Source organism: Amycolatopsis endophytica (assembly GCF_013410405.1).
In the GTDB taxonomy this organism is placed as follows: Bacteria; Actinomycetota; Actinomycetes; order Mycobacteriales; family Pseudonocardiaceae; genus Amycolatopsis_E; species Amycolatopsis_E endophytica.
Genome location: NZ_JACCFK010000001.1, coordinates 1,295,565 through 1,322,316 on the forward strand (window position 1 = coordinate 1,295,565; position 26,752 = coordinate 1,322,316).

23 protein-coding genes and 1 pseudogene are annotated in these 26,752 nt (G+C 68.8%); 2 read left to right on the forward strand and 22 right to left on the reverse strand.

Annotation, left to right across the window (positions count from 1 at the left end; all coding sequences use genetic code 11):
- Nucleotides 1–53: 53 nt before the first annotated feature.
- Both HNR02_RS06385 and HNR02_RS06390 read right to left on the reverse strand, forming a co-directional pair.
- Entirely contained in the window at nt 54–1,406 is a 1,353-nt protein-coding gene (locus HNR02_RS06385; protein ID WP_179772260.1) for a sunset domain-containing protein, read from the reverse strand.
- A gap of 89 nt (nt 1,407–1,495) precedes the next feature.
- Nucleotides 1,496–2,515 carry a polyprenyl synthetase family protein gene (locus tag HNR02_RS06390; RefSeq protein WP_179772261.1) on the reverse strand — a complete coding sequence of 340 codons (1,020 nt, stop codon included), beginning with the start codon at nt 2,513–2,515 and terminating at the stop codon, nt 1,496–1,498.
- A gap of 177 nt (nt 2,516–2,692) precedes the next feature.
- On the opposite strand from HNR02_RS06390, the gene HNR02_RS06395 reads away from it, so the two are divergent.
- On the forward strand, nt 2,693–4,603 hold the full coding sequence (locus HNR02_RS06395) for an MDR family MFS transporter (protein WP_179772262.1): 1,911 nt from the start codon (nt 2,693–2,695) through the stop codon (nt 4,601–4,603).
- 693 nt (nt 4,604–5,296) lie between these two features.
- Here the strand turns inward: HNR02_RS06395 and HNR02_RS06400 are convergent.
- From HNR02_RS06400 to HNR02_RS06485, 18 genes are all read right to left on the reverse strand, one after another.
- Nucleotides 5,297–5,566, reverse strand: coding sequence for a winged helix-turn-helix domain-containing protein (locus HNR02_RS06400; RefSeq protein ID WP_376772825.1), 270 nt, complete (start codon nt 5,564–5,566; stop codon nt 5,297–5,299).
- Between the two features lie 327 nt (nt 5,567–5,893).
- A complete protein-coding gene (locus HNR02_RS06405) occupies nt 5,894–6,739 on the reverse strand; it encodes a helix-turn-helix domain-containing protein (protein ID WP_312860921.1) in 846 nt (281 codons plus the stop codon).
- Complete coding sequence (locus HNR02_RS06410; RefSeq protein ID WP_179772263.1) at nt 6,723–7,226, reverse strand: DUF6879 family protein; 504 nt, start codon at nt 7,224–7,226, stop codon at nt 6,723–6,725. Before HNR02_RS06410 ends, HNR02_RS06405 begins: the two co-directional genes overlap by 17 nt.
- The gene (locus HNR02_RS06415) at nt 7,223–7,426 is read right to left on the reverse strand and encodes a hypothetical protein (protein ID WP_179772264.1); all 204 of its coding nucleotides are present in this window, start codon (nt 7,424–7,426) and stop codon (nt 7,223–7,225) included. The genes HNR02_RS06410 and HNR02_RS06415 overlap by 4 nt, the downstream gene beginning before the upstream one ends.
- Nucleotides 7,427–7,569: 143 nt before the next feature.
- The gene (nuoN, locus tag HNR02_RS06420; RefSeq protein WP_179772265.1) at nt 7,570–9,132 is read right to left on the reverse strand and encodes an NADH-quinone oxidoreductase subunit NuoN; all 1,563 of its coding nucleotides are present in this window, start codon (nt 9,130–9,132) and stop codon (nt 7,570–7,572) included.
- A gap of 1 nt (nt 9,133) precedes the next feature.
- Nucleotides 9,134–10,684, reverse strand: a complete 1,551-nt coding sequence (locus tag HNR02_RS06425; RefSeq protein ID WP_179772266.1) for an NADH-quinone oxidoreductase subunit M — start codon at nt 10,682–10,684, stop codon at nt 9,134–9,136.
- Nucleotides 10,681–12,576, reverse strand: a complete 1,896-nt coding sequence (gene nuoL, locus HNR02_RS06430; RefSeq protein ID WP_179772267.1) for an NADH-quinone oxidoreductase subunit L — start codon at nt 12,574–12,576, stop codon at nt 10,681–10,683. The genes HNR02_RS06425 and nuoL overlap by 4 nt, the downstream gene beginning before the upstream one ends.
- A gap of 48 nt (nt 12,577–12,624) precedes the next feature.
- Nucleotides 12,625–12,924 (reverse strand): NADH-quinone oxidoreductase subunit NuoK, encoded by a 300-nt coding sequence (nuoK, locus tag HNR02_RS06435; RefSeq protein ID WP_179772268.1) that lies wholly within the window; start codon nt 12,922–12,924, stop codon nt 12,625–12,627.
- On the reverse strand, nt 12,921–13,718 hold the full coding sequence (locus HNR02_RS06440) for an NADH-quinone oxidoreductase subunit J (protein ID WP_179772269.1): 798 nt from the start codon (nt 13,716–13,718) through the stop codon (nt 12,921–12,923). The genes nuoK and HNR02_RS06440 overlap by 4 nt, the downstream gene beginning before the upstream one ends.
- A gap of 139 nt (nt 13,719–13,857) precedes the next feature.
- A complete protein-coding gene (gene nuoI, locus HNR02_RS06445; protein WP_179772270.1) occupies nt 13,858–14,424 on the reverse strand; it encodes an NADH-quinone oxidoreductase subunit NuoI in 567 nt (188 codons plus the stop codon).
- On the reverse strand, nt 14,411–15,748 hold the full coding sequence (gene nuoH, locus HNR02_RS06450; protein WP_179772271.1) for an NADH-quinone oxidoreductase subunit NuoH: 1,338 nt from the start codon (nt 15,746–15,748) through the stop codon (nt 14,411–14,413). Before nuoH ends, nuoI begins: the two co-directional genes overlap by 14 nt.
- A complete protein-coding gene (locus HNR02_RS06455) occupies nt 15,745–18,213 on the reverse strand; it encodes an NADH-quinone oxidoreductase subunit G (protein WP_179772272.1) in 2,469 nt (822 codons plus the stop codon). The genes nuoH and HNR02_RS06455 overlap by 4 nt, the downstream gene beginning before the upstream one ends.
- A complete protein-coding gene (gene nuoF, locus HNR02_RS06460) occupies nt 18,210–19,490 on the reverse strand; it encodes an NADH-quinone oxidoreductase subunit NuoF (protein ID WP_179772273.1) in 1,281 nt (426 codons plus the stop codon). Before nuoF ends, HNR02_RS06455 begins: the two co-directional genes overlap by 4 nt.
- Nucleotides 19,487–20,221, reverse strand: a complete 735-nt coding sequence (gene nuoE / locus HNR02_RS06465; protein WP_179772274.1) for an NADH-quinone oxidoreductase subunit NuoE — start codon at nt 20,219–20,221, stop codon at nt 19,487–19,489. The genes nuoF and nuoE overlap by 4 nt, the downstream gene beginning before the upstream one ends.
- Nucleotides 20,218–21,597, reverse strand: a complete 1,380-nt coding sequence (locus tag HNR02_RS06470) for an NADH-quinone oxidoreductase subunit D (protein ID WP_179772275.1) — start codon at nt 21,595–21,597, stop codon at nt 20,218–20,220. The genes nuoE and HNR02_RS06470 overlap by 4 nt, the downstream gene beginning before the upstream one ends.
- On the reverse strand, nt 21,594–22,346 hold the full coding sequence (locus HNR02_RS06475) for an NADH-quinone oxidoreductase subunit C (RefSeq protein ID WP_179772276.1): 753 nt from the start codon (nt 22,344–22,346) through the stop codon (nt 21,594–21,596). Before HNR02_RS06475 ends, HNR02_RS06470 begins: the two co-directional genes overlap by 4 nt.
- Nucleotides 22,347–22,352: 6 nt before the next feature.
- Entirely contained in the window at nt 22,353–22,895 is a 543-nt protein-coding gene (locus tag HNR02_RS06480; protein WP_179772277.1) for a NuoB/complex I 20 kDa subunit family protein, read from the reverse strand.
- 12 nt (nt 22,896–22,907) lie between these two features.
- Nucleotides 22,908–23,264 carry an NADH-quinone oxidoreductase subunit A gene (locus HNR02_RS06485; protein ID WP_179775740.1) on the reverse strand — a complete coding sequence of 119 codons (357 nt, stop codon included), beginning with the start codon at nt 23,262–23,264 and terminating at the stop codon, nt 22,908–22,910.
- A 569-nt stretch (nt 23,265–23,833) separates the two neighbouring features.
- Between HNR02_RS06485 and HNR02_RS06490 the strand changes: the two are divergent.
- Nucleotides 23,834–24,775, forward strand: a pseudogene (locus HNR02_RS06490) (IS5 family transposase).
- On the opposite strand, the gene HNR02_RS06495 reads toward HNR02_RS06490, so the two are convergent.
- On the reverse strand, nt 24,772–26,043 hold the full coding sequence (locus HNR02_RS06495) for a geranylgeranyl reductase family protein (protein ID WP_179772278.1): 1,272 nt from the start codon (nt 26,041–26,043) through the stop codon (nt 24,772–24,774). The pseudogene HNR02_RS06490 and the gene HNR02_RS06495 sit on opposite strands and share 4 nt — an antisense overlap.
- Nucleotides 26,040–26,744, reverse strand: a complete 705-nt coding sequence (locus HNR02_RS06500; RefSeq protein WP_179772279.1) for a demethylmenaquinone methyltransferase — start codon at nt 26,742–26,744, stop codon at nt 26,040–26,042. Before HNR02_RS06500 ends, HNR02_RS06495 begins: the two co-directional genes overlap by 4 nt.
- Between the last annotated feature and the right edge of the window lie 8 nt (nt 26,745–26,752).

Below are 26,752 nucleotides of genomic sequence, written 5' to 3' on the forward strand. Positions count from 1 at the left end.
ACCGACGAAAAGAGGTCCCGCGCTGTCCGTGCGGGACCTCTTCGCGGCCGGGCTTACAGCGGCCGGAAACCGACGCGCTCGGCGTCCTCGGCCGAGCGGAACCACACCTCGGCCACCATCCGCGCGAACTGCGGGGAGTCCGTGGTGCAGTAGCGCAGCGCCGTCACGCTCGCCTTCACCGTGAAGTCCTCCGCCGGGCTCCCGCCACCGGGCCGCGGCATCGCCGAACCCGGCCCGAACGGCCCCGGCGGCACGGCCCCGTGGGACTGCGACGGGGCATCGGCTGCCCGCGGAGCCGGCTCGAACAGGGACCCGCTGCGGCCACCCTCCTCGGGCCGCGTCGGCTCACGCCGCTCGACGGTCCGCATCGACGGCTGAACCGGCTGCGGTGGGTCGAACGCGTGCGCCGAGCGGCGCGGCTGCCGCTTCGGCAGGATCTGCGTGGTCTCGGTGGCCACCTCGTCGTTGGCGGACGGCTGCTGCTCGTCCGCACCGAACGCGTAGGCCGGCGGCTCCGGCTCCGGCTCCGGCGCCGCGAACGGCGTGAAAGGCGTCGCCGCATCCGGCGTCTTCGGCTGCTCGGGTGCGTGATCGGGGTCGAACAGCGACCCGCGCTCCGGCGCCTGGTCCCGCTCGAACAGTGAGCCCCGCTCAGCCGCCTGGCCTGCCTCGAACACGGAGGTCTGCTCGGTCTGGGCGCCCTCGGATTCCGGACCAGCCGCGTGCACGCCCTCGGAGCGCGGCTCGTCCGGCGAACCCCGCTCGAACGCCCTGCGCTCAGCCTGCTCCTGTTCGAACAGGGAGCCGCGCCCCTGGTCCTCCCGCTCGAACAGCGAACCGGCCTCCGCCGCCTCGTCCCGCTCGAACAGCGAACCGCGCTCCGACGCGGCATCCCGGCCGGTGTCACCGAGGTCCCGCCCGAAGGCATTGAACAGCGTGGTCGCCTCCGCCGGAGCCTCCGGCTCCAGCGCACCGGTACCGCGGTACTCTCCCTCGGGCTCCAGCACGCCCGCCCCGCGGTACTCACCGTCGGCGGCCCCGCGGTACTCCGGTTCGTCGTCCTCAGCCTCGGCCGCGAACAGCGAATCGTCGTCGATCTCCGAGCCCGGCTGGTACGACCGCCCGGCCAGGCTGTCCCGCTCCAGCCACGACGGCGCCGGGTGCTCCTCGCCCAGCGCCTCCTCGACGGCGGGCTCCTTCCTCGCGACCGGCGCGGACACCGGGTCCGGGTCGCGGTCGAAGCTTCGCGTCGGCTGCGCGGCCGGTGCGCTCTGCGCGGCGAGGAGCCTGCGCTCCAGGTGCCGGCTTCTCGCCTGGGCCGGTCGTGCCAGGAACAACCAGGTCAGCAGCACCCCGACCACGAATGCCGCCGCGCTCCACAGCCAGACCTGTCCGAAAAGGGACATCCGTGCTGTCCTTCCTCTCCTACCGCGCGGTTACCACTGTGAGTGACGCCGCAGCGGCACGCGCATGACGCGGCCCGCCCCGCGCGTACTTACCGTGTCCGCGCGACGAGGTAGTCCGCGACCGACTCGCACGCGTCCCGCGCGGGCCCGGCCGGCAGGGGGGCCAGCTCCGTCCTCGCCCGCTGAGCGTAGTCCGACAGGGTGACCATGGCGCGGTCCAGGCCGGTCGAGGCCCTGAGCAGGGTCAGCGCCTCCTCGACCAGGTCGTCTTCGGTGATCGGCCCGGCCAGCAGCTCGACCAGGCGCGGGTCGCTGTCCGGGTCGGCCAGCGCGTACAGCATCGGCAGGGTGCGCACGCCCTCCCGCAGGTCGGTGCCCGGGGTCTTGCCGGACTCGTGCGACGGCGACGCGATGTCGATGATGTCGTCGGAGATCTGGAACGCGGTGCCGATGATGTCGCCGAACCGCTGCATCGCGGTGACCACGTCCGGTTTCGCGCCGGAGACCATCGAGCCGAACCGGCCGGACGTGGCGATCAGCGAACCGGTCTTCTGCGCGATCACGGTCAGGTAGTGGTCGACCGGGTCCTCACCCTCGCCGGGGCCGACGGTCTCCCGCATCTGCCCGGTGACCAGCTCGCTGAACGTCTCGGCGAGGATCCGGGCCGCGTCCGTGCCCAGGTCGGACACCAGCCGCGACGCGTGCGCGAACAGGAAGTCGCCGGTGAGGATGGCGATGCTGTTGGTCCAGCGGGCGTTCACGCTGGGCGCGCCGCGCCGCATCGTCGCCTCGTCCATGACGTCGTCGTGGTAGAGGGTCGCCAGGTGCACCAGCTCGACCGCCGCCGCGGCGATCACGACGTCGGAGTGGTTGCCCTCGCCGAACTCGCCCGCCAGCAGCGTCAGCATCGGACGGAAGCGTTTGCCACCCGCCTCGACCAGGTGCGACGCGGCGTCGTGGACGGCCTGCACCTCGCTGCGCGCGGTGTCGCGCAGCAACTCCTCGACGTCGTCCAGTCCAGCGGCCATCGTGCGCAGCAGCTGCTCGTCGGCGATCCGCAGGCCCACGCTCGCGCGCAGCTCCTCGATCGTGCTACCCCGGTGCCGCACTGACACGTTGTCCGCCCTCTCCGCACTCCACCGACCGGTCCTCACCAGCGTAATGGCTGCACCCGGGCCACTTGCCCACCCATTGCGAACCGTCCCGGTGATGCGTGTGACAGCTCCGGCCACACCATCGGGTGAGGTGCCCCACAGGTGCTCCTGACCAGCACTAACGTTCGCGAAGTGACCAGCAGGAGGGCCCAGAACACCATCGTCGCGACGATCATGCTCGGGATGCTGCTGGCCGCGCTCGACCAGACGATCGTGTCGACCGCCCTGCCGACGATCGTGGCCGACCTCGGCGGCGCCAACCACCTGTCGTGGGTGGTCACGTCCTACCTGCTCGCCGAGACGATCATGACGGTGCTGATCGGCAAGTTCGGCGACCTCTACGGGCGCAAACGCGCGTTCCTGGCCAGTGTCGTGCTGTTCCTGGCCGGTTCGTTCCTGTGCGGGTGGGCGGACTCGATGGGCATGCTCGTCGCGTTCCGCGCCCTGCAGGGCCTCGGCGCCGGCGGGCTGATGGTGACGTCGGCGGCGGTGATCGCCGACGTCGTCCCACTGCGTGAACGCGGCAAGTACCAGGGCGCGATCGGGGCGGTGTTCGGCGTCTCGACGGTCGCGGGCCCGCTGCTCGGCGGCTTGTTCGTGGACCACCTGAGCTGGCGGTGGGCGTTCTACGTCAATGTGCCGCTCGGGGTGCTGGTGATCGCCGTGGCGGCGGTCGCGCTGCCGACGGTGAAGGCGTCGGTCAAGCCGCGCATCGACTACCTGGGCATCGTGCTCATCGCACTGGCCTCGACCGGCCTGACGCTGGTGACCAGCTGGGGCGGCACCGAGTACGCGTGGGCGTCGCCGGTGATCATCGGGATGGCGGTCGGCTCGGTCGTGCTGCTGGTGTCGTTCGTGCTGGTGGAGCTGCGGGCCGCGGAACCGATGCTGCCGATGCGGCTGTTCCGCGGCCGGGTGTTCTCGGTGGCGGGCATCCTGAGTTTCGTGGTCGGGTTCGCGATGCTCGGCGGCATCACGTACCTGCCCACCTACCTGCAGCGGGTGCAGGGCGCGAGCGCGACCGAATCGGGGTTGCGGATGCTGCCGCTCGTGGTCGGGATGCTCCTGACCGCCGTGGTCAGCGGCACGGTGATCAGCCGCACCGGGCGCTACCGGCTGTTTCCCATCGCGGGTTCGCTCGTGCTGGCGCTGGGGCTGTTCCTGCTGTCGCACCTGGACGCTTCGACGGGTTTCTGGGTCACTTCGGCGTACATGGTCGTACTGGGTCTCGGCCTCGGATGCACGATGCAGGTGCCCACGATCGTCGTGCAGAACACGTCCGACTACGAGGACCTCGGGGTGGCCACGTCCGGCGTGAGTTTCCTGCGGACGCTGGGGAGTTCGTTCGGGGTGGCGGTGTTCGGCACCATCTACGCCAGCAACCTGCCGCCCCAGCCGAGCACCGAGTCCTATGTGGACGCGATACAGACGATGTTCCTCATCGCATCACCGGTGGGACTGCTCGCGCTGCTGGTCGCCCTGTTCCTCAAGGAGGTCCCGCTGCGGGACACGTCGAAGGCGCTGGCGTCGGGCAACAGCGGTGTCGGGGAGGGTTTCGCGGTGCCGGGTTCCGGCGATTCGCGGCAGGAGCTGGAGAAGGCCGTGGCGACGGTGTGGTCGAAGCAGCGGACCGATCCGGGACCGGAGATCCTGGCCCGTTCGGGTGTTCCGCTGAGCTACGCGCAGGCGTGGATGATCGCGCGGATCTACCGCAACAGCGTCGATGACGGCGATGCCACGCTGCAGGAAATCGCCGACGAAACCCGTGTCCCGGCAGGCATCTTCGAGCCGACGGCCCGTCAACTGGTCGCCGCGGGACACCTCACCGAGACCGACGGGCACTTCACGTTCACCGGCCAGGGCAGCGACACGTTCGCCCGGCTGGTCGGCGCGTGGCGCCTGTGGGTACTCGACAACGTGAGCCGGTCAGACGCCGCGGCGGGCCGGGACTTCACCGCCTGCATCGACGAGATCGCGACACAGCTGATCAGCAACAGCCGCTCGCTGGCCCCCGCCGGCCGCCACGCAAGCCCGGTCGGCTGACCGACGCCCGCCGCTCCCCGACTCCCGCCGAACGACACGCGACGCCCGGTCGGCGGATCACCTACCCGGCCCGGCCCGCCCGGCGACGCACCCTTCCGCGCACCCGACAGTGCCCCGCTGTCAAGCAGGTTGCCTCCGCCCCGCCGCCAGCCTCCGCACTGCCCCGCCGCCAGCCTCCGCGCAACCCGCGCCAGCACTGTCGACGTTCGACTGCCGCCTTACCTCCTGCCCCTGCTGCCCGCCCCGTAGCCCTGCTTTCCCATCTCCCCATGGCCCACCAGCCGTCCGCCCAGCCGCCGCTCCCTTAGCACATCCCACCGACAAAACCCGCACCTCAAATCGTTTTCCACGGGAGTTGTCCACATCGCCTCCAGCCATCCACAGAATCCAGTTCTGTTTCCCACTCCGCCCCTTTTCGGGGCATGCTCGAACCATGACCGAACAAACCCATCCCGGCCGCCGCACCCGCAACCAGGCCGTCCGCGTGGCCCTGGATGAAGCACGAGCACACGGACTCGCCCACCGGCACCTCCGGAAACTGATGCGCGTGGCATCCCGAAACCCTTGCCACTGCGGCGAAGTGCACCACCACACGTGCTCCTACAGCGAGGTCGTGCGAAGACTCCGATCAGGCCGGGCCGCACCGGACTCGGGTTGATCCTTCCGGACGGCACGCACCTGACTCGGAGAAGTTCACGAGGGTGCCGTTCGGCGAGGACTCACGTACGTCCCTTTGGACCGCACCGTGAACACCAATCCCCAGTCACGCAGTATCTGCGTCGCGTGGCGCGCCGTGCCCAACGAAACCCCGTACTCGGCGGCCAACCGTCGTTCAGCGGGCAGTGGCGCGCCCGACCGAAGATCACCTCGTTCGATCCGCTCGGCCAGGTGATGAGCCATGTGCTCGTAGACGTACCCTGGCTCGTCACCCAGGTCGTACATCGCCGAAGCGGTTGCCGTCATGCGGTTTCACGGGTCGGGCTCGACAGTAGCGAGCTGTGGTTCATGGTGACGTCCAGCCAGAACTCGGCCATCGCTCTGGCTGCGACCAGATCCGCCACTCCGATGTCCTGGTGCACACCTTCACCATTGGTGAGCCGCCACGGGTACTTGTGCCCTGGCGTCGCCCGGAGCGTCCATCTGCCACCCTGCCAGTAAACCCGGTGCGCCTCCCGGTTCACGGTTGTCCATCGCTGCTTCGGCCCCATTCCCTCTGCCCCTCACATCGCACTCTCACTGAAAGCCACGCTAGGACGGAAAAGATCGATGAAGCCACAACCGGTCACGCACTTACATGAATTCGTCCCGAGCAGACAACAGAAAGGCCCGCGCCCGGTCACCCGTGAGCGCGTAGCCACGGAAGAACTCGAAGAGGTCGAGGTGGTACTGCACATCTTTGTGCTCGCGGTAGTCCACACGACCGGAGAACAGCTCGACCATGACCAGCCGTTCGTCATAGACGTGGAACGAGTTCAGGGGTGCCGCAGGAACGCCAGCGGTGAGCGGAACGACGCCCACATGGATGTTCGGCCGCTCCGCCAGCGCCACCAGGTGCTCACACTGTCGCACCATTCCCGGTCGACCAATCCGTTTCCACCGGACGGCTTGTTCGGTCAGCAGAACGTGAAACTGTCGCGTCGGGTACTCGAGCACCGTTTGCTGATCGAGCCGCGCCGCTACTGCTTTTTCCACGTCGCGGACCGGCGAAGTCGGCAGCGTCGGCGTGAGGGCAGCACGGGCATACTCCGGTGTCTGGAACAAGCCGCCGATCATCACCGGCAGGAACGATCGCTGGACACCGCACAGCTCGATGATGTGTTTGATTTCGGTCTGGGCACGCCACAAGCCCAGTTCCGCAAGGGCCCGGCCGGACACATGGGCGACGTTCGCTCGCCGGGCGACCGTCACCAGCCTGACGGCCAGTTCGTCCGGCACTTCGAGCGCCTTGACCATGCGTTCCACGTCCCCGACGCTGGGCAGTTCCTTGCCGCGCTCGATGCGGCTGACCTTGGACTGCGACATGGCGCAACGGGCCGCCAACCGTTCTTGCGACAAACCGGCCGCGCGGCGAAACCGCTGCAGTACGGCGCCGAGCTCCGGGCTCGCGGGCCGGTTTCCGTCAGCCGCGATACTCACCGAACGGCACCGCTTCAGCCAGCGCCAAGTCACGCCACCGCCGGTACAGGTCGAGATCCGCCGGGTCGGCGAGTTCGCGGTCGCGCAGGGTGCCGTCCGGGTTGAAGTTGAGGAGCAGCACCGTCTCGTCGTCGAACAGCCAGAAGTCCTGGCTCGGCAGGCCCAGCTCCCGATCCGTGAGATCGAGGATCCGGTAGTCCTCACCTGCTGCGATGTTGCCCGGAATGGCCCACGCGAACAAGTACCGGGTGTAGTCGCTGAAGGGCCGCCGCACCACCTTTGCTCGCTGCATGGTTCTTCCGGCGACAACGTGCTGCCGGACGGAGGCTTGCCAGGTGAGGTTGTAGTCCTCGGGCTTCGGCTCGCCAGCCAGGAACAGCCCGTATGACGCCTGGTCTCGCGGGATGGTGTAGGTCTGCAGGGTCTCCAATCTGAAGGCCGAACGCTCGAACTCGCGAAACAGCGCGCTTGATACTTCGTTGCTCAACGGCACTCGACGGCCTCCGACAGCTTGGGCAGTGCTTCGCGCACTACGGCAAGCGGCAGTTCGACAGCCTGCTCCCCCGCGCCCAACTTGATGCCGCAGGTGACGGCATTGCCCTGGAAGACGACTGTTCCCCGGTCGGACAGATAGACGGTGGGGCAGTCATCGTCGGGACAACCACCGGCGATCTTACGTAACTCCATCCCGCTAGCTTGGTGATCGTTCTTCGAAGAGGCAAGCGACAGGACGCACCAGTCACGCTCCCGCATAAACTTCGATCGAAACGCCCGCCATAAGAAAATGCCCTCCACCCATCAGGGCGAAGGGCACTCCCGGTGACCTGGCCTCAGAAGGCGAAGGCGCCCGCTCCCGCCCAGTCCAGTGCGAAGGCCGGGGCGATGCCGAGCAGCAGCGTGATGATCACGCCCAGCGTGATCGCCGCTGTGGTGAACGCCCCCGGCACCGTCACCGCGGGGCCGTCGGGGGCGGGTTTGGAGAAGTACATCAGCACGACCACCCGCAGGTAGAAGAACGCGGCGACGGCGCTGAACACCAGCGCGATCACCACCAGGGGTGCCATGCCGTCCCGCAATGCCGCCGAGAACACGACGAACTTGCCGACGAACCCGCTGGTCAGCGGGATCCCGGCGAGAGCGAGGAGGAGGAACGTGAACACCCCGGCCAGCACGGGCGACCGTTTGGCCAGCCCGGCCCACGCGGACAGGTGCGTGGCCTCGCCCTTGGAGTCGCGCACCAGCGAGACCACCCCGAACGCGGCGAGCGTGGTGAAGCCGTAGGCCAGCAGGTAGAACAGGGTTCCGGACAGGCCCTCATCGGTCATCGCGAGCGTCCCGACGAGCAGGAAACCGGCGTGCGCGATGGACGAGTAGGCGATCATGCGCTTCACATCGGTCTGGGTCAGGCCGAGCACGGCGCCGATCGCCATGGAGATGATCGCGACGGCCCACAGCACGCCGCGCCACTCCCAGCTGGTCGATTCGAACCCGACGGTCAGCACGCGCAGGATGCCGCCGAACGCGGCGACCTTCGTGCAGGCCGCCATGAAACCGGTGACCGGCGTCGGCGCGCCCTGGTAGACGTCCGGCGTCCAGGTATGGAACGGGCCGACCGAACCCTTGAACAGCAACCCGACCACGAGGAGGCCCATGCCCGCGAACAACAACATGTCCGAACGGTCCGAACCGGCCGCGGCGTTGGCGATGTCGGCCAGCTTGACCGAACCGGCGTAGCCGTAGAGCAGCGCGAGCCCGTACAGGAAGAACGCCGACGAGAAAGCCCCGAGGAGGAAGTACTTGACCGCCGCCTCTTGCGACAGCAGACGCCGACGCCGGGCCAGACCGCACATCAGGTACAGCGGCAGGCTCAGCACTTCGAGCGCGATGAACATGGTGAGCAGATCGTTGGCCGCGCAGAACGTCATCATCCCGCCCAGCGCGAACAACGCCAGCGGGAACACCTCGGTCTGCATCCCGGTCGACCCGGCCTGGGCCCGGTCCTGCACGGTGCCCGGCCGGATCGCGGCCTGCGCGACGAACGCCCCGCCCGGCTCGACCGAGCGGTCCGCGATCAGCAGGATCGCGGGCAGCGCGAGCGCCAGCAGCGTACCCCACAAAAACAGGGCAGGCTTGTCGACCGACACGGCACCGCTGAGGGTGGTCAGGCCCTTGACCGGCGAACCGCTGACGTACACGGCGAGCGCGACACCGGCGGCGGCGAGGCCCACCAGACTGAGCAGCACCTGCGACGGCCACCGCATGTGCCGGGGCAGGAACGCCTCGAACAACACGCTGACGCACGCCGCGCCAAGCACGATCAACACCGGCAGGATCGCGTCGTAGGAGATCTGCGGTGTCGCGATTTGCCCTTGCTGGGCCAGAATCCCGAGCATTTCACTGGCCTCCGTTGAGTGCGGAAAGCGTCGCGTCGACCGACGGGGTCACCGTGTCCAGCACGGGTTGGGGGAAGAAACCGAGCCCGATGATCAGCACGACCATCGGCACCAGGATCGCCAGCTCCCGGCCACCGAGGTCCCTGATCGTCCTGCGGGCGCCCAGTTCGGGTGCGATGGCCGCGCCCGGTCCGCCGCCCGCGCCGATCAGCGCGGTCCCCCGCACCGGGCCGGTCATCAGCCGCTGGTACAGCCACAGGACGTAGGCGGCGGCGAGCACCATGCCGACGGTCGCGAGGATCGCGTACACCGGCTGGGTCTCGAACGCGCCCAGCAGCACCAGGAACTCACTGACGAACGAGTTGGTACCCGGGAGGGACAACGTGGACAGACCCGCGATGAGCAGCATGCCGCCCAGTAGTGGCGTCAGCTTGAACATGCCGCCGTAGTCGGAGATCCGGGTGGACCCGCCGCGGGCGATCACCAGGCCCAGCACCACGATCAGCATGCCGGTCGCGAGGCTGTGGTTGAGCATGTAGGTCACCGCGCCGACGGTCGCCTGCTGGGTGAAGGCGAAGATGCCCAGCGCGATGAACCCGAAGTGGGCGATCGACACGTACGCGACGAAGCGTTTCATGTCCTGCTGCCCGGCGGCGAGGATCGAGCCGTAGAGCACGCCGATCACGGCGAGCACCAGCACCAGCGGCGCCAGGGCTTTGCTGGCTTCCGGGAACATCGGCAGGCAGTACCGCAGGAACCCGAACGTGCCGACCTTGTCGAGCACACCGACCAGCAGCACGGCCACCCCGATGGGCGCCTCACCTGCCGCGTCGGGCAACCAGGTGTGGAACGGCACGAGCGGCGCCTTGATCGCGAAGGCGAGGAAGAACCCGAGGAACAACCAGATCTGGGTGCCCGTGGGCGCGTCCCGCACCACCGTGACCAGGGTGGCCCAGTCGAAGGTCCCGTCACCCAGCTCGTCGGCGGCGAGCGAATAGGCCCCGATCGCCGAGGCCAGCATGATCAGACCGCCGAGGAAGGAGTACAGGAAGAACTTCACCGCCGCGTACTGCCGGTTCGCGCCGCCGTAGCCGCCGATGAGGAAGTACATCGGAATCAGCATGATCTCGAACAGCACGTAGAACAGGAACACGTCGGTGGCGGCGAACACCGCGATGGTGAGAGCCTCCTGCACCAGGATCAGCGCGAGGAAACCACCCGCGCTGCGGTCCTGCGGCAACTTGTCCGCCGTGCCCAGCGCGCCGATGACGATCGGCACCAGGAACGCGATCACGGCGATCATCACCAGCGCGATGCCGTCGATGCCGAAGGAGATGTGCACCCCGAAGCTCGGGATCCAGTCCATCGAGGTGGTCTGCTGCAGGCGGGCGCCCGCCGGCTCGTAGGCAGCCCACGTCGGGATGATCATCGCCAGCTCGACGAGGGAGAACACCACGGCGGCGAGGACGGCGAGCCGGTCGTTGCGGCGCAGCCCGGTGACCACGCACGCACCGACGAGCGGCCAGAGGATCAGGGCCAGAACCCAGGTCATGAGAACCTCACCATCAGCAGTGCGGCGACGAGGACGAACGAGCCGGCCAGCATCGACAACGCGTAGGAGCGGACGAAACCGGTCTGCAGTCTGCGCAGCCGCCCTGACCCGCCACCGAGCGCGGCGGCCAGGCCGTTGACCGCGCCGTCCACACCACGGCTGTCGAGGTAGACCGAGAAGCGGGTGAGCCACATGCCCGGCTTCGCGACCAGCGCCTCGTTCACCGCGTTGCCGTAGAGGTCCTTGCGGGCCGCCTTGACGACGACGGACACGTTCTCCGGGCGTTCGACCGGGGTGTCCCGGCGCCCCACGACGAGCCAGGCGACCAGCACGCCGAGCGCGGACAGGGCGACCGTGATCCACGGGATGAGCGAGTGCGGGATCACGGTGTGCTCGGCCTCGCCGAGTTCACCCAGCGCGGGCGCGAGCCATTCGGAAAGCCGGTCGCCGAGCGCGAAGAACGCGCCGGCGCCGAGCGAGCCGATGGCCAGGACGATCATCGGCGCGGTCATCACCGGTGGCGACTCGTGCGGGTGGAACTCCTTGCCCTCGGCGGTGCGCAGGTCCTTCCAGCGTTCCTTGCCGAAGAAGGTGAGCAGCATCAGCCGGGTCATGTAGAAGGCGGTCAGTGCCGCGCCGAGCATCGCGGCGAGGCCGAACACCCAGCCGCGCCAGCCTTCCTGCCCGAAGGCGGCCTCGATGATCGCGTCCTTGGAGAAGTAGCCCGACAGGAAGGGGAACCCGATGAGGGCCAGGTAGCCGAGCCCGAAGGTGACGAACGTGATCGGCATGTGCCGGTACAGGCCACCGAACTTGCGCATGTCGACCTCGTCGTTCATGCCGTGCATGACCGACCCCGCACCGAGGAACAGCCCGGCCTTGAAGAAGCCGTGCGTGAGGAGGTGCATGATGCCGAGCGCGTAGCCGAACGGCCCGAGTCCGACGGCGAGCATCATGTAACCGATCTGGCTCACCGTCGAGTAGGCGAGCACCTTCTTGATGTCGTCGTAGGCGCAGCCGACGATGCACCCGATCAGCAACGTGACCGCGCCGACGAGCGTGACGATCAGGCGTCCGGTCTCGGTCTCGTTGTAGATCGGGTTGGCGCGGGCGACCAGGTACACCCCCGCGGTGACCATGGTGGCCGCGTGGATCAGGGCCGACACCGGGGTCGGGCCCTCCATCGCGTCCGGCAGCCACGCCTGGAGCGGGAACTGGCCGGACTTACCGCACGCGCCGAGCAGAAGCAGGATCGCGATCGCGGTGATCACGGCGGGCGGCGCGTCGCCGATGCGGTCGAACACGCCCGCGTAGGTGACCGTCCCGAGGTACTTGAACATCAGGAAGATCGCGAGCGCGAGCCCGACGTCACCGACGCGGTTCATCAGGAACGCCTTCTTCGCCGCGGTCGCCGCGGACGGGCGGTCCGAGTACCAGCCGATCAACAGGTACGACGCCAGGCCGACGCCCTCCCAGCCGAGGTAGAGCGTCACGAAGTTGTTGCCCAGCACCAGAACCAGCATGGAGGCCACGAAGAGGTTCAGGTACCCGAAGAACCGTCGCCGGTCGCGGTCTTCGGCCATGTAGCCGATCGAGTAGATGTGGATCAACGCGCCCACACCGGTGATCAGCAGGACGAAGACGAGCGACAGCGCGTCGATCCGCAGTCCGAAGTCGATCTGGAGGTCACCGACGCCGATCCAGGTGAACATCCTGGAGTCGGTCACCTGGCCGTCGCTGCCGAAGAACAGCACCAGGCCGTAGACGAACGACGCGATGACCGTCGCGCACCCGAGGAGGTGACCCCAGCCGTCGGTGCGCCGTCCCCCGGCCAGCAGGACGAGCGCGCCGAGGGCCGGGAACGCGACCAGCAGCCACGATGATGCGATCACGCGGATCCTTTCTGCGGCGCGGAGCGCCTCCGTTGGGAGTGGGCTCCGTCAGTACTTGAGCAGGTTGGTGTCGTCGACCGAGGCCGAGCGGCGGGTGCGGAAGATGGCCATGATGATCGCCAGGCCCACCACGACCTCGGCGGCGGCGACGACCATCACGAAGAACGCCATCACCTGGCCGTCGAGCTGCCCGTTGATGCGGGAGAACGTGACCAGGGACAGGTTCACGGCGTTGAGCATCAGCTCGATGCACATGAACACGACGATGGCATTGCGCCGGACCAGCACGCCGACCGCGCCGATGGCGAACAGCAGGGCCGACAGCAGCAGGTAGTAGGTGGGGGTCATTCGTCGTCACCCTTCCCGACCAGTGCGTGGGCGTCGGGCTGCGGATCGGTGCCCTCGACCTGCTTGCGTTCGGCCTCCAGGCGGGCCGTCGGGGTGGACTCGATGATCGTGGACAGCGACTCCGGCGCGACCGAACCGTCGGGCAGGATCGCCGGCGTCATCACCGAATGGGAGGTGGCGAACACGCCGGGCCCCGGCCGGGGCGAGATGCGGTCGTACTCGCCGCGGAACCGGGCCTCCACGAGTTCCTTCTGCGTCCGGCGCCCGCGTTTCTCGTTGAACGCCAGGACCATCGCGCCGAGGGCGGCGGTGATCAGCAGCGCCGAGGTCAGCTCGAACGGGAACAGGAAGTCGGTGAAGATCATGCGGCCGAGCCCGCCCGCGGTGCCGTCCGGCGCGGGCGCGGGCGTGACGTTGGACAACGCACGGGTGAGCGCGGTGGCCATCAGCCCGGCGATGCCGATACCGAGGATCCCGCCCCACAACCGCTGCCCGCGCAGCACCTCGACGACCGAATCGGAGCTCTCCCGCCCGACGAGCATCAACACGAACAGGAACAGCATCATGATCGCGCCGGTGTAGACGATGATCTGGGTGAACCCGAGGAACGGCGCCTGCTGGACCATGTAGAGGATGCCCAGCGAGAACATCGTGAGGGCCAGGAAGAGCGCCGAATGCACCGCGTTGCGCGCGAAGATCAGTCCGAGCGCGCCCAGCAGGGCGATCGGACCGAGGATCCAGAACGCGATCGCCTCGCCGGTGGAGACCGCCTCCGCGGCCTGTGCCAGCACCATCACCGCACCTCCTCAGCGGTGGTCCCCGCACCCTGGAAGCGGCGCGCCCCGGCTTCCCCACTGTGGCGTTCGTAGCGTTGAACGCCACCAATGCCACCTCGGGGAACTTCGGTCACGCGCGGCAGCGCGGACGTGCGCGTCATTGGATCGCCTCCTCGCGGGACGTTTCCACCGTCTCGCCCGTCGGGACGCCCCGGCCGCGGGCGAGTTCCGGACCGTGCACGTAGTAGTCCTGTTCGTCGTCGCCCAGGCGCATGGGGTGCGGGGGCTGCTCCATACCCGGCAGCAAGGGCGCGAGCAGATCCTCCTTGGTCCAGATCAGGTTCTGGCGGTCGTCGTCGGCCAGTTCGTAGAAGTTGATCATCGTCAGGGAACGGGTGGGGCAGGCTTCCACGCACAGACCGCAGCCGATGCACCTCAGGTAGTTGATCTGGTAGTCCGCGCCGTACCGCTCGCCGGGTGAGTACCGGGCGTCCTCGGTGTTGTCACCGCCCTCGACGAAGATCGCGTCCGCCGGGCAGGCCCACGCGCACAACTCGCAGCCGACGCACTTCTCCAGGCCGTCCGGGTGCCGGTTGAGCTGGTGCCTCCCGTGGTAGCGCGGCGCGGCGGGCGCCCCGATCTCCGGGTACTCCTCGGTGGCCACCTTCTTGAACATCGTGCCGAAGGTGACGCCGAAACCCTTGATGGGGTCAAACAGTCCCATCGGAACCCTCCTTCCCGGCGCCCACCTGGGCAGGCTCCGAAGTACGGACCGCCGCGCGACGCCGGCGCTTCCCGGCGCCCCGCTCGGGCACCTCGGGCACCCGCAGGTCCAGCGGCGGCAACGGGAAACCGCCACCGGTGACCGGCACCGAATCCTCGTCCGGCTGCTTCTTCTCCGGCACCAGCAACGCGATCGCGACCGCGACCACCACGACGACCGCCACCCCGATCAGGATCTGCGCGGTCGAGAGACCACCGTTGTTCCGGATCGCGCGGATCGCCGAGATGATCACGATCCACGCCAGGTTGGCGGGCACCAGCACCTTCCAGCCCAGCTTCATGAACTGGTCGTAGCGGTACCGCGGCAGCGTCCCGCGCAGCCAGATGAACCCGAACAGCAGCGCGAACAGCTTGACCAGGAACCAGATGATCGGCAGCCAGCCCTGGTTCAGCGGCGAGTCGAGCCCGACGAACGGGAACATCCACCCGCCAAGGAACAGGGTCGTCGCGAACGCCGAGACGATCACCATGTTCACGTACTCGGCGAGGAAGAACATCGCGAACTTCATCGACGAGTACTCGGTGTGGAACCCGCCGACCAGCTCCGATTCGGCCTCCGGCAGGTCGAACGGCGCCCGGTTCGTCTCACCCACCATCGACACCAGGTAGATCAGGAAGCTCGGCAGCAGCAGGTAGAAGTACCAGCCGGACGACTGCGCGTCGACGATGTCGCCGGTCGCCATCGACTGCGAGTACAGCACCACGCCGACGATCGACAGGCCCATCGCGATCTCGTAGGAGATCACCTGCGCCGCCGAGCGCAGGCCGCCCAGCAGCGGGTACGGCGAACCCGACGACCACCCGGCCAGCACGATCCCGTACACCCCGACCGACGAGCAGGCCAGGATCACCAGCACCCCGACCGGCAGGTCGACCAGCTGCAGCACGGTCTGTTCCCCGAAGATCGACACCCGGGGCCCGAACGGGATGGCCGCCAGCGCGATCAGCGCGGGCACCGCGGACAGCACCGGCGCCAGGAAGTACACCTTCCGGTCGGCGCCGTCCGGGATGACCTGCTCCTTGAACGGCAGCTTGATCGCGTCCGCGAGCGACTGGAAGTAGCCGCCGGGGCCGACGCGGTTCGGGCCGGGCCGGTTCTGCATCCGGCCGATCGCCTTGCGCTCCCACACGATCAGGAAGATCGTCAGCAGCGGCCCGATCAGCAGGACCACGACGGCCTTGATGAGGACGAGCCACCACGGGTCGTCCGCCAGCAGTTCCGCACGCGTCATCTGCTCCGGTGCCTGTGCCAGCAACGGTGTCATCGCCGCACTCCCTCGATGTTGACGAGCGCTCCGTGCCCGGCGCCGAGATCCCGGCGCAACCGCGAGCCGTCCGAGTTGCCCGGCAGCCACACGACGTCGTCGGGCAGGTCGGCGACCTCGACCGGCAGCGTCACCGCGCCCCGGCTGGTGGAGACCGTGATCTCGTCACCGAGCCCGGCCGCCGTTTTCGCCGACACCCGCGCGACCACCGGCCGCGCCGTCCCGGCCAGGTGCGGCTCGTCCACCTGCGACGATCCCCCGTCCAGCAGCTGCCGCCAGCTCGCCAGCCGCGCCTGCCCCGGGCCGGGTTCGGTGACCGGGATCCGCAGCGCGGTCGACGCGCTGAACGGGACCGGCACGGACTTCGTCTCACCGAGGCGGGACAGGTCGCCGAACGCGGCCGCCGGGGTCTGCGTGAACAGGTCGGCGTCCATCTCGACGGCGAGCGTGTCGAGCACCCGGCAGTCCGGCAGGGCGCCGGTGCCTTCGAGCGTCGCGTCGAACTCGCGGCGGCGGCCCTCCCAGTTGACGAAGCTGCCGGACTTCTCGACCACCGGCGCGATCGGCAGGACGACGTCGGCGTGCTCGGTGACCGTGCTCGCCCGCATCTCCAGGCTCACCACGAACTCCGCACGGGACAACGCCTCCCTGGCCAGCGCCGGATCGGGCAGGTCGTCCAGATCCACCCCGCCGACGACCAGGCCGGACAGGTAACCGCCGGCGAGCGCGCCGACGATGTCGTTCGTGTCGCGGCCCGGTTCGGCGGGCACGCTCACGCCCCAGGCGTCCTCGACCTCGGCGCGCGCCGTCGCGTCGGTGACCAGCCGCCCGCCGGGGAGCAGCGTCGGCGCCGCACCGGCCTCCAGCGCGCCGCGCTCGCCCGCGCGCCGCGGGATCCACGCGACCCGCGCACCGGTCCGTTCGCTCAGTCGCCGGATCGCGGCGAACAGGCCCGGAACCTCCGCCGCTCGCTCGCCGACCAGCACGACCGCGCCGTCGGCTCCCAGCGCCGACTCGACGTCCGCCGCGTGCTCCGGGATCCCGTCGAGCGCGGCTGCCTCGCTGCCGGGAAGGCAGGCCAGCAGCTCACCGGAGGTCTTGCGCACCGACGGCGTCGTCCACTGTCCCAAGTGGACCACGCGGGTCTTCCGGCGCGCGGCCTTGCGGAGGCGGAGGAAGACGATCGGCGCCTCCTCCTCGGGCTCGAACGCCACGCACAGCACCGCGGGCGCGTTCTCGATCGCGCCGAACGTGACGCCGTTGTCCGGCGTCGTGCCCGTCACCTGCGCGGCGAGGAAGTCCAGCTCCTCCGCCGAATGCGCCCGCGCGCGGAAGTCGATGTCGTTGGTATGCAATGCAACGCGCGCGAACTTCGCGTACGCGTAGGCGTCCTCCAGTGTCAGCCGCCCGCCCGCGAGCACCGCCGCGCCGCGGTTGTCGCGGGCCTTGGCCAGCCCGTCGGCGGCGATCCGCAACGCCTCGGTCCACGGTGCTTCCCGCAGCTCGCCGGAGGCGTCACGCACCAGTGGCCGCCGGATCCGGTCCTCCGCCGTGGCGTAGCGGAACGCGAAGCGGCCCTTGTCGCAGATCCACTCCTCGTTGACGTCCGGGTCGTTGGCGGCGAGCTTGCGCATCACCTTGCCGCGCCGGTAGTCGGTGCGCTCGGCGCAGCCGGACGAGCAGTGCTCGCACACGCTCGGCGCGGACACCAGGTCGAACGGCCGCGACCGGAATCGGTACTGCGCGCTGGTCAGGGCCCCGACCGGGCAGATCTGGATGGTGTTGCCGGAGAAGTACGACTGGAACGGCGCGCCCGACGACGTCCGCGAGGCGAGGTCGAACACGTCCGCCGTCTCCGCCGTCCCGATCTGCTGGTGCGCGCCGCGCTCCAGCAGGTCGATGAACGGGTCACCGGCGATCTGCGCGGAGAACCGCGTGCAGCGCTGGCACAGCACGCACCGTTCGCGGTCGAGCAGCACCTGCGACGAGATCGGCAGCGGCTTCGGGAACGTGCGCTTGGTGTCGCGGAACCGCGAGTCGGCGCGGCCGTGCGCCATCGCCTGGTTCTGCAGCGGGCACTCGCCGCCCTTGTCGCACACCGGGCAGTCCAGAGGGTGGTTGATGAGCAGCAGCTCCATCACGCCCTGCTGGGCCTTGTCCGCGACCGGCGAGGTCAGCTGCGTTTTGACGACCATCCCGTCTGCGACCGTCATCGTGCAGCTGGCCTGCGGTTTCGGCATCGGCCGCCCGCCCATCTCGACCTCGACGAGGCACTGGCGGCAGGCCCCGGCCGGGTCGAGCAGCGGGTGGTCGCAGAACCGCGGGATCACCGTGCCGAGCCGTTCGGCGGTGCGGATCAACAGCTCACCCTTGGGCGCGATGACCTCTTCGCCGTCGATGGTCAGCTTGACGTGTCCTTCCGGGACCGGCGTCTCGGTCCGGGGTTCTTCCGGTGCGATCGTCATGCCTGAGCTCCCACCAGTTCACGCTTGTTGCTCTCGCACAGGGCGAGGAATTCGTCGCGGAAGTACTTGATGCCGCTGGTGATCGGGCTGACCGCGCCGTCACCGAGCGCGCAGAACGACCGGCCGAGGATGTTGTCGCAGACGTCGAGCAGGGTGTCGATGTCCTCGGCGGTGCCCCGCCCGTCGACCATCCGCTCCAGGATCTGCGCCAGCCAGTACGTGCCCTCGCGGCACGGCGTGCACTTCCCGCAGGACTCGTGCTCGTAGAACTGGGTCCACTTCATCACGGCCCACGGCACCGAGACGGTCTCGTTGAACACCTGCACCGCTGTCGTTCCCAGCATCGACCCGGCCTCGGCCGCGCCCTCGAAGTCGAGCGGGATGTCCAGGTGCTCGGCGGTGAACATCGGTGTCGACGATCCGCCCGGCGTCCAGAACTTGAGCGGGATGCCGTCCTTCATGCCGCCGCACAGTTCCAGCAGCTCCCGCAGCGTGGTGCCCAGCGGCGCCTCGTACTGGCCGGGCTTCTCGACGTGCCCGCTGATCGAGTAGATCTTCGGCCCCGGCGACTTCTCGCGGCCCATCTTGCGGAACCACGACGACCCGGCGTTGACGATGAACGGCACGCTCGCGATGGTCTCGACGTTGTTCACCGTGGTCGGCGCCGCGTAGAGACCGGCGGCCGCGGGGAACGGCGGCTTGAGCCGCGGCTGACCGCGGCGGCCTTCGAGCGAGTCGAGCAGCGCGGTTTCCTCACCGCAGATGTACGCACCGGCACCGGCGTGCACGGTGATGTCCAGGTCGAACCCGGAGCCGAGGATGTCCTTGCCCAGGTACCCGGCCCGGTACGCCTCGCGCACCGCCGCGGACAGCCGTCGGTACGGGTGCAGAGCCTCGCCGCGCACGTAGATGAAGCAGTGGTGCGAGCGCATCGCGTACGCGGCGATGATGCAGCCCTCGACCAGCGAATGCGGGTCGGCCATCATCAGCGGGATGTCCTTGCAGGTCCCCGGCTCGCCCTCGTCGGCGTTGATGACCAGGTAGTGCGGTTTGTCCTCGTTCGGCGGCATGAACGACCACTTCACGCCCGCCGGGAAACCCGCGCCGCCGCGGCCGCGCAGTCCGGCGTCCTTGACCAGCTGGACGAGCTGCTCCGGCGTGCCGCTCAGCGCCTTGCGCACCGCGGTGTAGCCCTCCAGCTGCTCGTAGGTGGACAGCCGCCAGGAGTTGGGCGAGAGCCAGCGCTTGGTGAGCACCGGCGTCAGCGGATCACTCATTTCTTCTCCACCTCCGGCAGCGGCACGTCCTCCATGACCGGGGCGGTCCAGCCCCGCTCCTCGGCGATTCGCGCGCCCATCAGGGTTTCCGGCGCCTGGGACGGTCCGTCCACCTGCGACCGGTACAGGTCCTCGTCCTCCGGGAAAAACCCGGCCAGCTGCAGCTCGGCGCTCTTGAAGTCGCCCAGCGGCGCGCCGCGCGAGGGCTGCGGCTTCTCGCCGCGCCGCAACGCGTCGACGAGTGCGACCGCGCTGTCCGTGGTCTGGTTGTCGTAGTACTCGTAGTTGACCTGCAGCACCGGCCCGAGGTCGCAGGCCGCCAGGCACTCGGCGTGCTCCAGGGTCACCGACCCCGGCTCACCGGGCGTGCCCGCGGTTTCCTCGTGCGCCAACGGTTGCCCGTCCTCGCCGAGGTGCTCCTGCAGCGTGCGGTAGATCGCGTCGCCACCCAGCGCCGCGCACAGCGTGTTGGTGCACACGCTCACCAGGTGCTCGCCGCACGGCTTGCGCTTGTACATGGTGTAGAACGTGACGACCGCGCTGACCTCGGCCTCGGACAGGCCCAGCTGCTCCGCGCAGAACGTCACGCCCTCCTGGCTGACGAACCCCTGCACCGACTGGACCAGGTGCAGCATCGGCAGCAGCGCCGAGCGGGACTGCGGGTAGCGGGCCATCAGCTCCTGCGCCTTGGCCACGGTGTCCGCGTCGAACAGTTCCTTCATATGGGTCATCGATCCACTCCACCCATGACCGGGTCCACCGACGCGACCGCCGCGATCACGTCCGCGACCAGGCCGCCCTCTGACATCGCCGGCAGGGACTGCAGGTTGACGAAACTCGGTTCCCGCACGTGCACGCGCACCGGCCGGGTGCCGCCGTCGGAAACCAGGTGGAAGCCCAGCTCGCCACGCGGCGACTCGACCGTCGAGTACACCTGGCCCGCCGGGACCTTGAAGCCCTCGGTGACCAGCTTGAAGTGGTGGATCAGGGACTCCATCGACTGGCCCATGATCTTGCGGACGTGTTCGAGCGAGTTGCCCATGCCGTCGCTGGAGATCGACAGCTGCGCGGGCCACGCGATCTTGCGGTCCTCCACCATCACCGGGCCCGGCTCGATCTTCTTGAGGCACTGCCGGATGATCCGCAGCGACTGGTGCATCTCCTCGACGCGGCACAGGTAGCGGCCCCAGCAGTCGGCGTCGGTCGACGTCGGCACGTCGAAGTCGAACTCGTCGTAGCGCGAGTACGGCTCGATCTTGCGCAGGTCCCACGGCAGCCCCGCCGAACGCAGCACCGGACCGGTGACGCCGAGCGCGAGGCACGCGTCGACCGGCAGGTACCCGACGCCCTTGAGCCGGTTGCGCCAGATCGGCTGGCCGGTGAACAGCTTGTCGTACAGGGGAAGGCGCTCGTCCATCGTCTTGACGAACTCGCTCACCTTCTCCTTCCAGTCCGCCGGCAGGTCCTGCGCGACGCCGCCGGGACGGATGAACGCGTGGTTCATGCGCAGCCCGGTCAGGTACTCCAGCAGGTGCAGCACCTCTTCGCGCTCGCGGAACCCGAACGTCATCGCGGTGGTGGCGCCCAGTTCCATGCCGCCGGTGGCGATGTAGACCAGGTGCGAGCCGATCCGGTTGATCTCGGACAGCAGCACCCGGATCAGCTCGGCGCGCGGCGGGGCCTGGATGCCGAGCAGCTTCTCCACACCGAGGCAGTAGCCCAGCTCGTTGAACAGCGGGGACAGGTAGTCCATGCGCGTCACGAACGTGACGCCCTGGGTCCAGGTCCGGTACTCGCAGTTCTTCTCGATGCCGGTGTGCAGGTAACCGATGACCGTGCGGAGCTGGGTGACGGTCTCGCCCTCCAGCTCCAGCACGAGCCGGAGCACGCCGTGCGTCGACGGGTGCTGCGGGCCCATGTTGATGACGATCCGCTCGTCGTGCTGGGCGTCCTCCAGCACGTCGTCCCAGTCACCGCCGCTGACGTGGTAGATGCGGCCTTCGGTGGTGTCGCGGGATTCGGCGTAACCGGTGCTGTCGGTGCTGTCGCGGCCGGCGTCCGTGGTGTCGGTACCGGTGCTGACCTCCGCGATTCGATCGGTGCTCACGAGTACGACCTCCGCTGATCGGGGGGCGGGATCTCCGCGCCCTTGTACTCCACCGGGATCCCGCCGAGCGGGTAGTCCTTGCGCTGCGGGTGACCGTCCCAGTCGTCCGGCATCAGGATCCGGGTCAGTGCCGGGTGGCCGTCGTAGACGATGCCGAACAGGTCGTACGCCTCGCGCTCCTGCCAGTCGGCGGTCGGGTAGACCTCCACGACGGACGGGAGGTGCGGGTCCTCGACCTCGACCGCGACCTCCAGCCGGATGCGCCGCCGATAGGTCATCGACGTCAGGTGGTACACCGAGTGCAGCCGCTGCGGTACGTCCGGCCCGTAGTCCACACCGGACACCGAGCTGCACAGCTCGAACCGCAGCCCGGCGTCGTCGCGGAGGATGCGGCACATCGCGACGAGGTGCTCGCGGTCGACGTACAGCGTGATCTCGCCGCGGTCGACCGTCACCTGGTGCACCGACTCGGCGGGCACGCCGTTCTCCGACAGCGCGGCGAAGAACTGGTCGGCGAACTCGTCGAACCAGCCGCCGTAGGGCCGTTCCGCGGGCGGTGGCAGGTAGGCGGGCAGCCGCAGGCCGCCGTAGCCGGAGGTGTCACCGCTGTCGCGGACGCCGAACATGCCGCGGCGCTCGCGGCCGGCGACGATCGGCTGCGCCGGGCGCGGTCCGCGTGGCTCCAGTCCGGTGTCCGGCCGCTGGGCGCTGGACTGCTCGCCGCCGGTTTCGGGGGTTTCTTCAGCCATGCCGCATCACTTCTTCGCGTACTTGATCGACGACGGGATCAGCTCGGTCCGGTGCCCGGCCTTGAGCGCGGCGCGGCGCGGCCCCAGCGGCTCGTCCTGGATCTTGGCGTGCAGCTTGAGGATCGCGTCGAGGAGCATTTCCGGGCGCGGCGGGCAGCCGGGCAGGTACATGTCGACCGGCACGATGTGGTCGACGCCCTGCACGACGGCGTAGTTGTTGAACATGCCGCCCGAGGAGGCGCAGACACCCATGGCCAGCACCCACTTCGGCTCGGCCATCTGGTCGTAGATCTGACGCAGGACCGGGGCCATCTTCTGCGTGACCCGGCCCGCGACGATCATCAGGTCCGCCTGGCGCGGGGTCGCGGAGAACCGCTCCATGCCGAAGCGGGCGATGTCGTAGCGCGAACCGCCGACGGTCATCATCTCGATCGCGCAGCAGGCGAGCCCGAAGGTGGCGGGCCACAGCGAGTTCTTGCGGGCCCAGTTGACCAGTTTTTCCAGGCTGGCCAGCAAAATTCCGTTGGGGAGCTGCTCTTCGAGTCCCATGACGTCCCTCCCCTAGTTCCAGTCCAGCCCGCCACGCCGCCAGACGTAGGCGTAGGCGAAGCCGACGGTCGCGATGAACAAGACGATCTCCACCAGGCCGAACAGGCCGAGCGCGTCCGCCGACACGGCGAACGGGTAGAGGAAGACCATCTCGATGTCGAACAGGATGAACAGCATCGCGGTGATGTAGTAGGCGACCGGCATCCGGCCGCCACCCACCAGCGGCTGCGGGGACGGTTCGATCCCGCACTCGTAGGCCATCTGCTTCGCCCGGTTGTACCGCTTCGGCCCGACGAGCGGACCGAGCAGCACGGAGAACACCGCGAACGCGGCGGCGAGGACGAACAGGAGGACCAGGGGCAGGTACATCTCCAGCCCCGGGGACGAGGCAGCCTGCGCGAGGGAACCGGGGGACTTCAGCACGGTTGATGCCGTCCTTTCCGCGCCGTTGCGAACGTGCCGCTTGTGAAATAGTTCACAAGCTTCCGTGCGAAGTTGTGAACCCGTTCACAAAGCATGGGTGCAGTGTAGGACGTGGCTCACATTGTTGTCGCGGGGTGTTTCGGGTAAGGCAAACCTAACCAAAAGAACCGCTGGTGGAGGCCCATAAGCCCGAGACCAGCACTAAAAGGATCTTCGTGATCACCGGACGTGGAAAACGTGTGACGCAACCCACGGCCGAAGGGCCCAACCTCCCCCGTTTGCGAGTGAGATCACCCCTCGAACGGCTGTGACAGAGATCATCTTCGACCGTCTGACGCACGCGAATGTGGAACTCACGTTCAGGAACGTAGGACTCGGGCGGGGGAACGTGGGACTCGCGGGCAGGTTCGGCGAGTTCCACCTTCCCGACGCCGAGTTGACCGTTCGCCGCCCCCGGCCACCCGCCTAGGGCGTGTCTCCAAAAGTTTGTTCTGGTTGTAGGTGATGATCGGCCGGTGGTTCGTGCTGGGGTGATCTCGGATGAGTTGTGGGCGTTGGTAGCGCCGCTGATGCCTTCGCGGGAGGGCCTGCGTGGCCGGCCACTGTCCGATCACCGCCGGATACTGGAAGGGATTGCCTGGCGATTCCGGACGGGGTCGCCGTGGCGGGACCTGCCGGAGGAATTCGGGCCATGGCAGACGGTTTGGAAACGGCACCACAGGTTCTCCATCGACGGCACCTACCAGCGGATGTTCGATGTGGTGCGGTCAAGGTGCGGCATCGACGCGAACGACGATCTCGCCGAGTTACTGTCGATCGATTCCTCAGTCGTGCGGGCACACCAGCACGCCGCGGGAGCGCCGACCATCCCGGGCCGAGCCCTGGCCGCAGCCACCGACCACACAGGGGGCAGCCTCGAATGACACGAATCCGGCCTACGAGCCCGACGATCACGCGCTGGGCCGCTCCCGGGGTGGACTGACCACCAAGATCCACGCGCTGGCCGGCGCGGCTTGTGACCTGGTCGCGGTGCGACTGACCGCCGGACAAGCCGGAGACAACCCCCAGTTGCTGCCCCTGCTGGATGACTACCTCGCCTCCGCGTTCACCGACGCCGGGCCGCGCGATGTCCGGCTGTTGGCCGACAAGGCCTACTCTCACCCCTCGACCCGCCAAGAACTGCGCCGACGCCGGGTCAAGCACACGATCCCTGAACGCCGTGACCAGCTCGCCACCCGGAAGGCCAAAGGCTCCGCCGGCGGCCGACCACCGGCGTTCGACGAGGAGATCTACAAGCAGCGCAACACCATCGAGCGGGCATTCGGCCGTGTGAAGCAGTGGCGCGGGGTGGCCACCCGCTACGACAAGTACGCCCTGACCTTCCTCGGCGGCGTCCTCCTGGCAGGAGCAATCATGATCTCCCGCACCGCTGCCCGGAATTAGGAGACGCACCCTAAGCGCTCGGAGTCAACCGAGCCGCGATCGAGATCATCCGATCCACCGCGTCGCCGCCCTTGGCGTCGTAGCACCCGGACAAACCCTTGTAGATCAACGGAATCAGCGGATTCACCCGCAGCCCGTACCTGGTCGCCGCGCGCATCACCTTCGGAGAGCCGATGGCCTTCGCGAAGACGTTGCCCAACCGGTAATACCCGCCCATCAGCTCCTTCAACGCGAGCGGATAGCCGTGCAGCGCGCGTTCCCGTGACGGGCCCTCGCGGCGGGCCAGTGCCTGCACCACGAACTCAGAGGCCAGCTGCGCCGACTCCATCGCCGCCGAGATGCCTTCGCCGTTGAACGGGCTCACCATGCCGCCCGCGTCGCCGAGCAGCAGCAGGCCGTCGCGGTAGTGCGGGGTGCGGTTGAAGCCCATCGGCAGGCCCGCGCCGCCGATCCGGCCGACCGCGTTCTCCTCGCGGTAGCCCCATTCCTCGGGCGTCGAGTCCAGCCACTGGCGCAGCAGGGCGCGGTAGTCCATGTTGCGGAAGGACTTCGACGTCGACAGCATGCCCAGCCCGACGTTCACCGTGCCGTCGCCGAGCGGGAACGCCCAGCCGTACCCGGGCAGCAGCTCCGGGTTGCGCGGATCCTTGCGGTCCCACAGTTCCAGGTGGCCCTCGATGAACGGGTCGTCGTGCCGCGGGCTCTTGTAGTAGCGCCGCACGGCGACGCCCATCGGGCGCTTCTCGTCGGTCTCGATACCGACCGAACGGGCCAGTCGCGCCGACACGCCGTCGCACGCCAGCACCAGCGGCGCGTGGTAGCGGACCGGGGTCTTCTCGGGCCCCTGCTTGCCTTCCACGCCGATCACGCGCCCGGTGCGCTCGTCGGTGATCGCGCCGGTCACGGTGGTCCGCTCCACCAACCGGGCACCCGCCTCGACCGCGGTCTTCGCCAGCAGGTCGTCGAAGTCCTGGCGGGTGCGCGAGACGCCGTAGGGCGGGTAGCTGGTCAGCTCCGGCCAATCCAGCTCCAGCGTCAGCTCGCCGGTGCGGATCCGCAGGCCGCGGCTGTGCACCCAGCCAGCGTCCTGGCTGGTGTCGATGCCCAGGTCGATGAGCTGCTTGACGCCGCGCGGGGTGAGGCCGTCGCCGCAGACCTTCTCGCGCGGGAACTCGGTCTTCTCCAGCACCAGGACGTCCAGCCCGGCGCGCGCCAGGTACGTCGCGACCGTGGATCCGGCCGGACCGGCGCCGACGACGATTACCTGAGCGTCCTGGGTCATGCTTCGGAGTCTACGGAAGGCCGCACGGCGCGATGGATGGCGACGACGCCCAGCGTGAGGTTCAACCACTCCACCTTGGTCCAGCCCGCGCTCGCGACGATCTGCGCGAGGCTTCGCTGGTCGTGCCAGGCGGCCATGGATTCGGCCAGATAGGAGTACGCCTCGGGGTTGGTCGAGGAGAACCGGCCCAGCAGCGTCATCGCCCGCAGAATGAACCGCTTGTAGAGGAACCGGATCGGCGGGAACGTGGGCGTCGACACCTCGCAGATGACCAGCCGCCCGCCCGGTTTGACCACGCGCAGGATCTCCTCCAGCGCGGCCTTGGTGTCGACGAAGTTGCGGAGGCCGAAGCTGATCGTCGCGGCGTCGAAGCTGCCGTCGGCGAACGGCAGGTGCAGCGCGTCGGCGGCGACCATCGGGACCCGGCGGTGCTTGCCGCTGCGCAGCATGCCCAGTGAGAAGTCCGCGGCCAGGCACCACGCGCCGCCGCGGGCGTACTCGGCGGTGGACACCCCGGTGCCCGCCGCGAGGTCGAGCACCTTCTCGCCGCGCCGGGCGTCCAGGACGCGGGACGTCGTCGTGCGCCAGCGCCGGTCGAACCCGAAGGTCATGACCGAGTTCGCCCGGTCATAGCCCTTCGAGACGCCGTCGAACATGGCGGCGACCTCGTGCGGATCCTTGTCCAGGCTGGCGCGGCTCATCTTTGAAG

Bases quoted from the DNA above. Each gene is read 5' to 3' on its own strand.
- HNR02_RS06385 (WP_179772260.1), bottom strand. From the start codon at position 1,406: ATGTCCCTTTTCGGACAGGTCTGGCTGTGGAGCGCGGCGGCATTCGTG.
- HNR02_RS06400 (WP_376772825.1), bottom strand. From the start codon at position 5,566: ATGACGGCAACCGCTTCGGCGATGTACGACCTGGGTGACGAGCCAGGG.
- HNR02_RS06415 (WP_179772264.1), bottom strand. From the start codon at position 7,426: ATGGAGTTACGTAAGATCGCCGGTGGTTGTCCCGACGATGACTGCCCC.
- nuoN (WP_179772265.1), bottom strand. From the start codon at position 9,132: ATGCTCGGGATTCTGGCCCAGCAAGGGCAAATCGCGACACCGCAGATC.
- HNR02_RS06425 (WP_179772266.1), bottom strand. From the start codon at position 10,684: ATGACCTGGGTTCTGGCCCTGATCCTCTGGCCGCTCGTCGGTGCGTGC.
- nuoK (WP_179772268.1), bottom strand. From the start codon at position 12,924: ATGACCCCCACCTACTACCTGCTGCTGTCGGCCCTGCTGTTCGCCATC.
- HNR02_RS06440 (WP_179772269.1), bottom strand. From the start codon at position 13,718: ATGGTGCTGGCACAGGCCGCGGAGGCGGTCTCCACCGGCGAGGCGATC.
- nuoI (WP_179772270.1), bottom strand. From the start codon at position 14,424: ATGGGACTGTTTGACCCCATCAAGGGTTTCGGCGTCACCTTCGGCACG.
- nuoH (WP_179772271.1), bottom strand. From the start codon at position 15,748: ATGACACCGTTGCTGGCACAGGCACCGGAGCAGATGACGCGTGCGGAA.
- HNR02_RS06455 (WP_179772272.1), bottom strand. From the start codon at position 18,213: ATGACGATCGCACCGGAAGAACCCCGGACCGAGACGCCGGTCCCGGAA.
- nuoF (WP_179772273.1), bottom strand. From the start codon at position 19,490: ATGAGTGATCCGCTGACGCCGGTGCTCACCAAGCGCTGGCTCTCGCCC.
- nuoE (WP_179772274.1), bottom strand. From the start codon at position 20,221: ATGACCCATATGAAGGAACTGTTCGACGCGGACACCGTGGCCAAGGCG.
- HNR02_RS06475 (WP_179772276.1), bottom strand. From the start codon at position 22,346: ATGGCTGAAGAAACCCCCGAAACCGGCGGCGAGCAGTCCAGCGCCCAG.
- HNR02_RS06480 (WP_179772277.1), bottom strand. From the start codon at position 22,895: ATGGGACTCGAAGAGCAGCTCCCCAACGGAATTTTGCTGGCCAGCCTG.
- HNR02_RS06485 (WP_179775740.1), bottom strand. From the start codon at position 23,264: ATGTACCTGCCCCTGGTCCTCCTGTTCGTCCTCGCCGCCGCGTTCGCG.
- HNR02_RS06495 (WP_179772278.1), bottom strand. From the start codon at position 26,043: ATGACCCAGGACGCTCAGGTAATCGTCGTCGGCGCCGGTCCGGCCGGA.
- HNR02_RS06500 (WP_179772279.1), bottom strand. From the start codon at position 26,744: ATGAGCCGCGCCAGCCTGGACAAGGATCCGCACGAGGTCGCCGCCATG.